Origin of the sequence: Paraglaciecola arctica (assembly GCF_018861065.1) — a bacterium.
Classification (GTDB): Bacteria; Pseudomonadota; Gammaproteobacteria; order Enterobacterales; family Alteromonadaceae; genus Paraglaciecola; species Paraglaciecola arctica_B.
This window is the reverse complement of sequence record NZ_JAHKQO010000015.1, coordinates 222,768-235,289: the sequence shown is the minus strand read 5'-3', so window position 1 is coordinate 235,289 and position 12,522 is coordinate 222,768. Positions and strand designations below refer to the sequence as shown.

The 12,522-nt window shown below is 39.8% G+C and carries 9 protein-coding genes; all 9 read left to right on the top strand.

The features are described 5' to 3' along the window. Nucleotides 1-101: 101 nt before the first annotated feature. The 9 genes from KO534_RS05695 to KO534_RS05655 all read left to right on the top strand — a co-directional run bounded on the left by KO534_RS05695 (nt 102) and on the right by KO534_RS05655 (nt 12,501). Nucleotides 102-2,972 (top strand): TonB-dependent receptor plug domain-containing protein, encoded by a 2,871-nt coding sequence (locus KO534_RS05695; RefSeq protein WP_215928289.1) that lies wholly within the window; start codon nt 102-104, stop codon nt 2,970-2,972. 356 nt (nt 2,973-3,328) lie between these two features. Next, entirely contained in the window at nt 3,329-4,513 is a 1,185-nt protein-coding gene (locus KO534_RS05690; RefSeq protein WP_215928286.1) for a thiamine pyrophosphate-dependent dehydrogenase E1 component subunit alpha, read from the top strand. Between the two features lies 1 nt (nt 4,514). Next, nucleotides 4,515-5,492 (top strand): alpha-ketoacid dehydrogenase subunit beta, encoded by a 978-nt coding sequence (locus tag KO534_RS05685; RefSeq protein WP_215928279.1) that lies wholly within the window; start codon nt 4,515-4,517, stop codon nt 5,490-5,492. Nucleotides 5,493-5,513: 21 nt separating this feature from the next. Beyond that, complete coding sequence (locus tag KO534_RS05680) at nt 5,514-6,737, top strand: 2-oxo acid dehydrogenase subunit E2 (RefSeq protein WP_215928277.1); 1,224 nt, start codon at nt 5,514-5,516, stop codon at nt 6,735-6,737. A gap of 101 nt (nt 6,738-6,838) precedes the next feature. After that, complete coding sequence (locus tag KO534_RS05675; RefSeq protein WP_215928275.1) at nt 6,839-7,714, top strand: 23S rRNA (adenine(2030)-N(6))-methyltransferase RlmJ; 876 nt, start codon at nt 6,839-6,841, stop codon at nt 7,712-7,714. 17 nt (nt 7,715-7,731) lie between these two features. Next, entirely contained in the window at nt 7,732-9,588 is a 1,857-nt protein-coding gene (locus KO534_RS05670; RefSeq protein WP_215928273.1) for a protein kinase domain-containing protein, read from the top strand. Nucleotides 9,589-9,627: 39 nt separating this feature from the next. Continuing rightward, the gene (tesB, locus tag KO534_RS05665) at nt 9,628-10,491 is read left to right on the top strand and encodes an acyl-CoA thioesterase II (RefSeq protein WP_215928268.1); all 864 of its coding nucleotides are present in this window, start codon (nt 9,628-9,630) and stop codon (nt 10,489-10,491) included. Continuing rightward, nucleotides 10,488-11,015: a gamma carbonic anhydrase family protein gene (locus KO534_RS05660; RefSeq protein WP_215928265.1), complete on the top strand. Its 528-nt coding sequence runs from the start codon at nt 10,488-10,490 to the stop codon at nt 11,013-11,015. The genes tesB and KO534_RS05660 overlap by 4 nt, the downstream gene beginning before the upstream one ends. 361 nt (nt 11,016-11,376) lie before the next feature. After that, nucleotides 11,377-12,501, top strand: coding sequence for a pyridoxal-phosphate-dependent aminotransferase family protein (locus tag KO534_RS05655; protein ID WP_215928262.1), 1,125 nt, complete (start codon nt 11,377-11,379; stop codon nt 12,499-12,501). Nucleotides 12,502-12,522 lie beyond the last annotated feature (21 nt).

Genomic DNA, 12,522 nt, shown 5'->3' with positions numbered 1-12,522 from the left:
CCGAACAGGGTATCAATTAGTCAATTAATTAAGCCATTTTCCAAAGTAAATCAACGTGCTAGACTAACTTTCCGAAGTGTATTCAGTTTTCTTATATTTTTATGCGTGTACTTATTGTCTTAATAACTATTATTTCATTTCAGGCGCTTGCCCAAAATAAGTATCAATTCGACATTCCTTCGCAAGCTGCTGATAAATCTCTTATTTTGTTTGCTCAACAAGCCAATACTACGCTTTTATTTCCAATTGAACTTGCTGAACAAGAAGTGACTAATGAGTTAAAGGGTTACTATTCTGTTGAACTTGCTTTAGTTAAATTATTAGAAGGCACTGGTTTATACCCTGATAGAGATAAACAAGGTCTAAGTGTAAAAGCCATAAGTAGAGTTGATTCAGCTTCATCACAAAATTTTGAAAATACCGATAAAACCGATAATTTTAATACCTCCAATAACATGGAAAAGATTGCCGTTGTTGGCACTAGGTCGGCGCCTAGATCGGTGATTGATTCACCCGTTCCATTGGATATTGTGGGTGTCGCTGAATTTACCCAACAAGGCTCAACTGATATTACATCGATGTTGTCTACGTTGATTCCTTCTTTCAATGTTAATGATCAACCGATCAATGATGCGTCTAGTTTAGTTAGACCAGCAAACTTACGGGGAATGGCTTCAGATCATACTCTGATTTTGGTAAACGGAAAAAGACGACATAGATCCGCCGCTATTACGTTTTTAGGTGGAGGTTTATCAGATGGGGCACAAGGGGTAGATATTAGTAATATACCAGCGTCTTCATTACAACAAATTGAGATCCTTAGAGATGGTGCCGCAGCTCAATATGGTTCTGACGCAATAGCTGGGGTGATAAATTTTGTACTCGATGACAATAGCCAGGGAGGTATGTTTGAAGCGAGAGTTGGTCAGTATGGCGAAGGCGATGGGGAATTGGTTCAATTAGTGGGAAGTGTAGGATTTTCCCTCGGTGAGCAAGGGTTTGTGAATATTAGTAGCGAATATAAACAACACGGAGCGACGAATAGAAGCATACAAAGAGATGATGCATTGGACTTAATAGCCGCTGGAAACACAGCTGTTAATGATCCGGTACAAGTTTGGGGTAGTCCTAAAGTAGACTCTGATCTGAAGTTTTTAATCAATATGGGTTACCAACTCGATACTTCTAATGAACTTTACTCCTTCAGCAATCTAGCACGTAGAAAAACCCGAGGTGGTTTTTATTATCGTAACCCACACACCCGAGATGGAGTATTTGAAGGTCTGCCGAATGAAGATGGAATATCGACTCTTTTGGTTGCTGACTTAGACGGTATTGATCAAGGAACCCCTTGCCCTGAAGTTCTAATAACAGACGGTAATATTTTAGATGACGACAACTATCTACTCATTGCGGATGATTCTACCCTAGTTGGTCAAAATTGTTTTGCCTTCAACGAAATATTTCCTGGCGGTTTTACACCACAATTTGGTGGCGTTATTAGCGATGCATCTTGGGTAATGGGTATCAAAGGACAAACGCTGTCACAATGGGAGTACGATTTAAGTGTTGGTTTAGGGTACTCTGAAATTGACTACCAGATATCTGATACGGTTAATCCATCTCTTGGGCCGAACACCCCATTTTCTTTTAATCCTGGATTAGCCAGTCAATTAGAAAAAAATCTTAATTTGGATTTGTTCAGGCAATTTAACATGAACAAGAAGTACCAAATTAACTTTGCGACTGGTTTGGAGTGGAGGAGAGAAAGTTATCGCCAAAAAGAAGGGGAGTTAGCATCCTATCTAGTGGGTAGCTTGGCCTATGACCCAAATACTGGGATGTCTCAAGGATTTGGTGTTGGTTCGAATGGCTTCACTGGGTACAACCCTCAATCAGCTGGTAAGTGGAGTAGGGGGAATTGGGCTGTCTATACTGACTTTGAAGTTCATATGAGTGAAGCCTTTTTATTTGGTTTGGCAGCTAGATACGAAGACTTTACAGACTTTGGTTCCACATTCGATGGTAAATTATCTGCACGTATGATCTTAAATGATAGTTTAACATTGCGCGGCTCGGTCAGTACTGGCTTCAAAGCTCCTACTGTAGGACAAAGTAATGTAGTTAACGTGACGACAGCTTTTTCACCGGATGGATTGGAAGACCAAGCAACGTTACCGCCTACCAACGCAATTTCAATGCAGCTTGGGGCTACCCCATTACTCCCTGAAGAGTCGATCAATGTTAGTTTTGGCGTGGTGGGAGAGCTCAGTAAACAGTTCTATTTCACTTTGGATTATTTCAATATTCAACTTCACGATCGCATCAGTACTACTTCTGCGTTGCCTTTGAGTCAGCAGGATATTGAAACGCTTGTTGCTGCAGGAAATACTGAAGCGATTAGTTATGGAAGTGCGAAATATTTCACCAATGATTTTGACACTAGAACTCAGGGGGTAGATTTAGTGGTCAATTATGAAACCTACCTATTAAACGTACCCAGTCGTTTAATGTTGACTTACAACTGGACAGATACTCAAGTGGTTAAAGTTAATCAATATACGCGAATACGGGATGATGGAAGTACATATGTTGAATCAAATCTTACTCCCCAGCGGATACAAATGCTTGAAGATAACCTGCCAGCTAATCGTTTGAGTTTTTCGGTGGTGCAAGTGTTTAACAAACTCAGTAGTAATATCAGACTTAATTATTACGGAGGATTTTATGAAGACCATTTAGATGCGGCTGCGGGACTGGATATTTATGCCGGATCCGAAATTACTTTAGACGCAGATTTAAGTTATCAAATCAATAGCCACCTAAAGCTATCATTAGGGGCAAAAAATTTATTTGATAACCGACCCGACGACAATCTTTTTAGTGGCGAAGCAGGCTCTTTGTATCCTGCTACTTCTCCTATTGGTATTAATGGTGGATTTTACTATCTACGCGGAATATATGATTTTTAATCAACAACCAATATTCCTCAACTGGTTTTCAATGAACGGTTACGGCAGATAGCATAGTCTTGATAAAGGGAGTCTCTATATACTTTCTATTATTAGTACGGTTGTTGCTTTAATATGTTTAGATTATGTGTCAGATAAAATCTGACGGATTGTTATTAATAAAAACGACTTTGCTTATCCGAGCGTAGGATAGATATCACTTAATCAACACTTTTCTAGAAGTATCATTCTCATTATCACATGCTAAAAACCCTATTTGGCAAGATCAAGTTTTTAATATTCATCTACTATTTACATCCTAATTACAATTAATCTACAAACCTGCTGCACTGGTTTGTATCGTTTTGGGGCGATAAATGAAAGACAGAAATCATTTAGCCAAGGTTGGGCTGATTCATCAGGTTAAAATCGTTGAGAATGGGTTGATTGATATTCCAATGTTGCAAGTATTACGACCAGATGGTTCAGTTCATCAGGAAGCTGAGTTACCAGATATCAATGAGCCATTGTGCTTAAAAATACTGCAGACTATGCAATATATAAGGTTATTAGACGAAAGAATGGTGGCTGCTCAGCGACAAGGCAGAATTAGTTTTTATCTTGCTTGTACTGGTGAAGAGGCCTCAACGGTTGGCAGCGCAGCCGCGTTAGAGCCACAAGATATGATCATGTCACAATATAGAGAACAAGGAGCACTCGCTTTTCGAGGGTTTACGAGCAAAGAATTTATGGATCAAATGTTCAGTAATCAAAATGAACTGAACAAAGGGCGTCAAATGCCGATTCATTATGGCTCTAAAGCCCTTAATTTCATGACGATATCTTCACCTTTAGGCACACAAATTCCCCAAGCAAGTGGTTATTCCTACGGTCAGAAAATGGCTGGGCTGAATGCGGTTACTATTTGTTATTTTGGTGAAGGCGCTGCTTCTGAAGGGGATTTTCACGCCGGTCTTAATATGGCCGCAGTTTTAAATTGCCCGGTCATTTTCTTTTGTCGCAATAATGGCTACGCAATTTCAACTCCATCAGAAGAACAATTTGCGGGTGATGGTATTGCCTCCAGAGGTTTAGGTTACGGTGTTAGAACAATCCGAGTGGATGGAAACGATGTGCTTGCGGTTTATGCTGCTACTGAGCAGGCGAGAAAAATTGCTATTGAGCAACAATGTCCAGTTTTAATTGAGGCAATGACCTACAGATTAGCGGCCCACTCAACCTCTGATGATCCAACAGGATACCGTTCCAAAGATGAGGAAGAACGCTGGCGTTTAAAAGATCCTCTGCAAAGGTTCAAGAACTGGTTAGATTCTAAAGGGTGGTTGGACCAAGAGCACAATCTGAATTTTATCGAGCAGACCAGACAAGATATCTTGAAAGAACTTAAGTTAGCTGAACAAGTACCAATTTGCCCAGTAGAACAAATTATTGAGGACGTTTACGATACACCGCCGTGGCATTTAAAGGCGCAATTAGTTGACTTAAAAAAACATATTGAAAAGTATCCTGAAGCCTATCCTAAAACGTCGGGGAGGTTATAACATGGCTAAGATGAATATGCTTCAAGCGGTAAACAATGCACTAATCACTGCCATGAACGACGATGAAAAAGTCATGGTTTTTGGCGAAGATGTCGGCCATTTTGGGGGAGTGTTTAGAGCGACGAGTAATCTTCAACAAACCTTTGGAAAGGGGCGGTGTTTTAATACCCCTTTAACTGAGCAAGGAATAATTGGTTTTGCTACTGGACTAGCAGCGCAAGGCTCTGTGCCTATTGCTGAGATTCAATTCGCTGATTATATATTTCCTGCATTCGATCAAATAGTAAATGAGACTGCAAAGTTTCGATACCGCAGCGGTGGTCAATTCTCTTGCGGAACGCTGACTATTCGTACCCCTTATGGCGGCGGTATCGCCGGTGGTCACTATCATTCTCAGTCACCTGAAGCGTTTTTCGCCCATGTACCCGGAATTAAGGTCATAGTTCCACGTAACCCCTATCAAGCGAAGGGTTTGTTGTTGGCGTCAATTCGTGATGATAATCCTGTGTTGTTTATGGAGCCCAAACGTCTGTATAGAGCTTCGGTTGGCGAAGTTCCTGAAGATGATTATAAATTACCTCTAGGTCAAGCCGAAGTGATTACACAAGGTACCGACATCACCCTATTGGCTTGGGGAGCACAAGTGGAAATTATCGAAAAAGCAGCGGTATTAGCTGAAGAACAGGGAATTTCATGTGAGGTAATAGATTTACAGAGCATTTTGCCATGGGATGTTGAGACGGTTTGTCATTCTGTTGCAAAAACCGGTCGATTATTGATTAATCATGAAGCACCACTCACTGCGGGTTTTGCCAGCGAAATTGCGGCAAGTGTGCAAGAAAGGTGTTTTCTAAACCTCGAATCACCTATTTGTAGAGTGTGCGGCTTAGATACGCCTTATCCCTTGGCTCATGAAAAAGAGTATATGCCAGACCATCTTAAAACCTTCGAAGCGATTAAACGCAACGTCAATTTTTAGCTCAATATTAAGGAGCAAGTTATGCAAGATTTTATTCTGCCGGATATTGGCGAGGGCATTGTGGAATGCGAAGTGGTTAAGTGGTTAGTTGCACAAGGTGAAACTATTACCGAAGACCAAGCGGTTGTTGAAGTCATGACAGACAAAGCCTTAGTAGAAATTCCTGCAAAGTATAGTGGTGTAGTCACCAAGTTATATTATGTAGAAGGGGATATTGCGAAAGTACATTCACCTTTGTTTGAAATGCAGATAGATGGAGAAGGAGAGCAACAACCGACAGTGGTGGCTAACGAACCTAGCAATGAAGTTAAAACAACAGATAACCCACTCGATAGCAGCCCAAATGATTTGGGGAATATCAAACCCGCGTCGGGTAAAGCGCTAGCAAGCCCCGCAGTCAGAAGGTTAGCAAGAGAATTAGAAATAGATTTATCACAAGTTAACGGCAGTGGAGAAAAAGGGCGAGTATTAAAAGAAGATCTTAGCGGGTTTTCTTCTTCAACTTCGCAACCTAGTGCCACTGTTCCAAACGTTAGTGGTGGAACACGAGTAGAACCTATTCGTGGAATTCAAGCTGCCATGGCAAAACATATGATGCATTCAGTTTTTACTGTGCCACATTTCAGTGTCAGTGAAGAAATTGAAATGGATAGTTTGATTTTGGCTAGGGAGCAACTAAAACCGTCTTTTGAGAAAGAAGGGGTGAAACTGAGTTTTATGCCATTTTTCATTAAAGCGATGTCGTTAGCACTACAACAATTCCCAGTAATTAACAGTCAAGTTAATGCTGATTGTTCAGAAGTGACCTATTTCGACGATCATAACATCGGTGTAGCGGTAGACTCCAAAGTCGGTTTGGTGGTGCCAAATATAAAAGGCGTGCAAAATCTATCTTTGTTTGATGTTGCAAAACGATCAAACGAGTTGGTAGATCTAGCTCGCCAAGGTAAGTTAAGTAATTCGGATCTTAAAGGTGGTACCATCAGTATCTCTAATATTGGTGTATTAGGGGGCACAGTTGCTACACCTGTTATTAATGCCCCAGAATCAGCAATTGTAGCTTTGGGCAAGATCCAACGCCTACCTAGGTTTGATGAGAATGACGTGGTAAAAGCCGTAAACATCATGCATGTGAGTTGGTCTGGTGACCATCGTATTATTGATGGAGCGACAATGGTGAGATTCAATAACCTTTGGAAATCTTATTTGGAAAATCCTCTCACAATGTTAGCTAATACTCGATAGTGAATTAAATTTAATGATAAACCCGCTAACAGCGGGTTTATTTTTGCTTTAAGATTAAGGCCAATAAATTAAATACTACTGCTACATTAAGGATTTCACTATTGTTAAGTTATCGACATAGTTTTCATGCAGGTAATCATGGTGACGTACTAAAACACATTAGCCAACTATTATTAATTGACAAATTAAAAAGTAAAAATAAAGGCTTTTGTTATTTTGATACGCATAGCGGAGCAGGGATCTATCGATTAGATTCTGAAGAAGCACTTAAAACTAAAGAATTTCAACAAGGTATTGATTGTTTAGTAGGAAAATCAATTCAAAATCAAACTGTTAGCGACTATTTGTCGTTAGTTTCGAGCTATCGAAAATTCATGCAGTACCCAGGCTCTCCTGAAATCGCCAAATCAATGTTACGGCCTCAAGACAAACTAGTGTTGATGGAGTGGCATAATCAGGAAATACAAAATTTAAGAAGCAATATGGGTGGTAAAAATATCGCGATTCATCATAGAGATGGTTATGAAGGATTGTTAGCCTTAACCCCACCAGAAATGCAACGAGGCATAGTGTTAATTGACCCTTCTTATGAAGTAGCCAGTGAATACCAGCAGGTAGTCGATACTGTGATATCAGCTTATAAAAAATGGAATTCAGCCATTTATGCCATTTGGTATCCTTTAATAGCAGACAGAGCCGCAGCGAATCCTAGTTTCAATAGTAGTAACAGTAAACAAGGGAAAAGCGAATCAATGCTTCAGAGCTTGCAGCAACATCCTTTCAAAAATTTACTTAAGGTTGAGTTACGCGTAACTGAAGGCGAGCAGGCTGCAGGCATGTATGGTTCGGGCATGGCGATAATTAACGCTCCTTGGCAATTTGATCTCAGGGTGCAAGAAGCATTAGTCGAGTTGACACCATTAATGGCGCAAAACGATAGCGCTTCTTTCAGTGTCGATTGGTTAATTGCAGAGTAAATGGTGCTCTATAAAAGATGACAGCTGAAAATATAAAACATTTTTATATTCCAGATGAACAGTCTATTTATTTGTTATCCCATAAGGATGCCAAGAAATTAAAAGATTGGTTTAAACTATGTACCGAACAATTGCAGTTACTCGGTTACCAAGACATTGAATTAATCGGCAAAGGAGCGTTTGGATTTGCTTTTTCGGGAACGGTTGCTAGGCAAAATAGCGCTCAAAATGCCTTTCACCGTCAGCAACAGGTGTTTAAGTTTTCGCGAATTAATCTGCCACAACATGTACAAGACAGACTAGAAGAAGAAGCGTACATGTTGAGTTTGGTAGATCACCCTCATGTTCCACGATTAATCGAATATCAAAAAATTAAGAAGCAGTCTGTTTTGGTAATGGAAAGAGCCAAAGGTGAGGATCTCGAAAAAATATCTCTTAAATATGGGCCATTATCAGTGCGTCTGGTGATAAAAATAGCGGCACAACTTGCTGATATTCTTTTGTATTTACGTGATCACCAACAACAAAATCAAAGTAAACCAATCGTTCATGGCGATATTAAACCATCCAACATTGTGTTTGATGAAGATAGTGAGGAAGTGGGACTGATTGATTGGGGGTCTTCAGTTTTTGCCCAAATTGACCAGCAAGGGCAATTTGTAGGTAACAATGTCATGGATTTGATGTCTAGTGACATGCAACAAACCAATGCTCGTCTTGGTGATGTATATTTTATCGGAGAGGAGCAACTTAACGGAGGTCTGTCATCGGTACGCTTTGATGAGCAAGGATTAGCTAGTACCTTATATGCATTGGCATCAGGGCAATCTAGTCGTTTTGGACATAAGGTGATCACTCCAAACTCGCTGGGCTTACCTAAAGAGTTGGCTAAAACCTTAACTGCGATGATGAGTGATTCCCCCGAATTACGGCAACAAGGAGGGGATTATTTTATTCAAAACATGCAATATATCAAAAATGTCGTATTGAATGATCAGTTGCATCTTGCCCATGTATCTCTTATTCCGTCTAGGGTGAGCAGCTATTCAAAAGAAATCGATACAGTAGTTTACAGTTCTAGAAAGTCTTTTCTAAGGATTGAATCCTATGACGTTGAAGAAGAACTTAGGTTAATCGACGACGCGCAATTTGAGCGATACTACAAAAATTTTATGCAGGGAATGGGAGACACTGAGAAAGCCTTTGTTGCTGCGGTTAGCCGCTTAGGTAAATACCCTGTGGTGGGTGGTCTAGCGGTTAGGTGGGAGAAAACCGGTGTTTTCATTGACTCTAGCCTCAATTTATACGATTCAACTTTACTAAAATCTTTTGAAGCGTCTCTTAATAATATCGTGCATTTTGCCAGAGCTATTAATCGAGTGGGTGTATTTAAATGTTGTATGTTTAACGCGCGAGATACATTACATGTTGAACGTAAAGATGAAACCAGCGTATTTTTACCTGAAAAATCTATGCAAATTCCCTTTGAACTCAGCGAGGTCTCACTTTCGGAGCATGACAGTCGCATGCATTCATATTTTGAGGATGGTGATGATCCAGACGAGTTATTAACGTTACCAAAAGCATTAATGGCAGTAATCAGGCAATTAAACAGTATTCATCATACTGGTTGTATTATATTTGAATCTTTGCCGACACACCTTAAAATACATAGTGATTACAAGTTGTTAAATCACAGTATGGAACTGGAATTTAAGAGTTTATTAAAAGATGTCATTGACCTTATTCCGACAATAGAAGGCCTCGGAATTTCAGGTTTTATGAAGTTACCTTATAAAGACACCAGGTTTTTTACCCATCAAAGTCAATTACCTGATAGATTTTATCCTAAGAACCCTCGTCGAGTAACTTAGGGTAAAAAATCAAAATCGTATTAAACAAGTAGGGTATATATGCCAGAAGTAAAATTAGTAGAATTGTTGACCCTAGATAAACTAGAAGAAGGTTTATTTCGAGGACAAAGTTGGGATTTAGGTTTCAGAGCCTTATTTGGTGGCCAAGTATTAGGCCAAGCGCTAGCAGCGGCGCAACTTACTTTGCCGGAAGGTCGTATTACCCATTCATTTCATAGCTATTTTTTGCTGCCAGGAGATGCAAATAAGCCCGTGGTGTTTGATGTTGAAAACGTACGCGATGGGCGCAGCTTTTCGACTAGACGCGTAAAGGCGATTCAAAATGGCAGAAATATATTTTATATGACGGCATCTTTTCAAACTCCAGAAAAGGGTCTTGAACACCAATACGCCGAAATGCCCAATGTACCGCAACCAGAAGAAATAGAGTCGGATATTAAATTAACAGAAAACTCTTTAAGTTTGTCACAACACATGTGTGACAACAGTGGCTACCATAAACCCATTGATATGCGCACCGTTAATTTTGCCGACTTGGATAAAGCGACAAAACAAGAGCCTAAACGGTACATTTGGATGAAAGCCCAAGAGGTGTTATCAGGCAATATTAATCTCAATCAAGTCATGTTGGCCTACGCGTCGGACTATCATTTTTTATCAACTGCTCTTCATCCCCATTGTGTCGCGAACTCTGATAAAAATTTACGTATTGCCACTATTGATCATTCAATGTGGTTCCATCATCCGTTTGATTTTGATGACTGGTTATTATACAGCGCTGAAAGCCCGTTTTCTGGTGGTGCAAGGGGACTAGTCAAAGGCCAGTTTTTTAATCGACACGGTAAGTTGGTTGCTTCAACCATGCAAGAAGGTCTAATACGTTTAGTTGGAGAACAGCAGTGATTTATTCTTTAGGTGATGACAAAGTGACTTTAGCTGAGGGTGTTTTTGTTGCTCCTGGCAGCCATGTTATTGGTAAAGTTGTTATGAAAACCAATAGCAGTGTTTGGTTTAACTCTGTAGTACGCGGTGACTGTGATTTGATTAATATTGGTGAAGACAGCAATATACAAGATGGCTCAGTGTTACATACAGATTTTGGGATTCCACTTATTATCGGTAAAGGTGTAACTGTAGGTCATAAGGTAATGTTACACGGTTGCGAGGTAGGAGATTACAGTTTAATTGGTATTAATAGTGTGGTGTTAAACGGCGCAAAAATTGGTAAGTACTGTGTTATAGGTGCTAACAGTTTAATAACCGAAAATATGCAAATACCCGATGGTTCTTTGGTAATGGGTTCTCCTGCCAAAGTGATTAAAACTATTCCTGAAAAACAGCAAAAAATGTTAGAACAATCTGCTGCCCATTACGTGCAAAATGCGAAGCGGTTCTTGCGAGATTTAAAACCGGAGAAAACATCATAAAAAAGGCCCGAATCTATTGCTAGACCGGGCTTAGGGGAATGGCTCTTAGTTGAGCCGTGCGCTAACTGTTAAATTCTGAATAGAAATACTTAATCTTAAAACTAGACTTTTAAGAGTAGAACAAGTTTCAACAAAAAGTGGAATATTTTCCAATTTATTTTTATTAAATAGAAAAATCAATATGTTAGAACATATCTAAAACTCAAGTTTTTTACATAAATTAAACGCTTTATTCAATCGATAAATGTATGAGCATTAGTGTATTTATCTTTGTTATGCTCAGCATACAGACTCTGCTGTTGTGGCAAACATCTATTACTGCAAAAATTAACCTATTAATTCACCCAAATTTGGAGCTTCTATGACTCAGTCATTTACATCCTTTATTCCACCAACACGCGTCCTTATGGGGCCGGGTCCTTCAGACGTCTACCCAAAAGTACTCGAAGCATTAGCAAGACCAACCATAGGTCATTTAGATCCAAAGTTTGTTGATCTAATGGACCAAGTAAAACAATTATTACAATATGCCTTTCAAACTGACAACGCCTTAACTATGCCTATTTCGGCGCCAGGATCTGCGGGAATGGAATCGGTTTTTGTTAATTTAGTCGAACCCGGAGACAAAATTGTCGTCTGTCAAAATGGTGTATTTGGTGGACGTATGCAACAAAACGTTGAACGTTGTGGTGGTATAGCAATTATGGTGCAAGACGACTTTGGCAAACCCACTGATCTTAATAAAGTTAGAGAGGTGCTGCTTGCTAACCCTGATGCCAAAGCACTGGCATTTGTTCACGCTGAAACGTCAACGGGTGTATTAAATGATGCTAAAGCTTTGTGTCAAATTGCGAAGGAATTTGACTGCTTAAGTATAGTTGATGCCGTTACATCTCTAGGAGGCAGTGAATTACAGGTAGATAAATGGGAAATCGATGCTATCTATTCCGGTACTCAGAAATGTCTTTCGTGCATACCTGGTTTATCGCCAGTGTCATTCAGCGAAAAGGCGATTGCAGTGATTAAGCAGCGTAAACATCCTGTGCAAAGTTGGTTTTTAGACATGGATCTAGTCATGGGGTATTGGGGGCAGGGTACTAAACGTGCTTATCATCATACCGCACCGGTTAATAGTATCTACGCCTTACACGAGTCCTTGTTAATTTTGCAAGAAGAGGGATTACAAAACGCTTGGCAAAGGCATTTCAAAAATCATATCAGTTTAAAAAATGGACTAGACAAGCTTGGGTTGTCGCTATTGGTTGACGAAAAGTATCGCTTACCACAGTTAAATATGGTGTTAATTCCTAATGGTGTAGACGATGCGCTAGTACGCAATCGATTATTAACTGAGTTCAATTTGGAAATAGGAGCAGGCCTAGGTAGTTTAGCTGGCAAAGTTTGGAGAATTGGGCTAATGGGATGTGGTTCGAGCCAAAAGAATGTGGATTATTGTCTTTCAAGTTTAGAAACGGTGCTTAACTAAGCGTTCACGGTCTAATTTATT

Coding starts and splice junctions, on each gene's coding strand:
- KO534_RS05685 (WP_215928279.1), top strand. CDS start 4,515: ATGGCTAAGATGAATATGCTTCAAGCGGTAAACAATGCACTAATCACT.
- KO534_RS05655 (WP_215928262.1), top strand. CDS start 11,377: ATGACTCAGTCATTTACATCCTTTATTCCACCAACACGCGTCCTTATG.
- tesB (WP_215928268.1), top strand. CDS start 9,628: ATGCCAGAAGTAAAATTAGTAGAATTGTTGACCCTAGATAAACTAGAA.
- KO534_RS05670 (WP_215928273.1), top strand. CDS start 7,732: ATGACAGCTGAAAATATAAAACATTTTTATATTCCAGATGAACAGTCT.
- KO534_RS05680 (WP_215928277.1), top strand. CDS start 5,514: ATGCAAGATTTTATTCTGCCGGATATTGGCGAGGGCATTGTGGAATGC.
- KO534_RS05690 (WP_215928286.1), top strand. CDS start 3,329: ATGAAAGACAGAAATCATTTAGCCAAGGTTGGGCTGATTCATCAGGTT.
- KO534_RS05695 (WP_215928289.1), top strand. CDS start 102: ATGCGTGTACTTATTGTCTTAATAACTATTATTTCATTTCAGGCGCTT.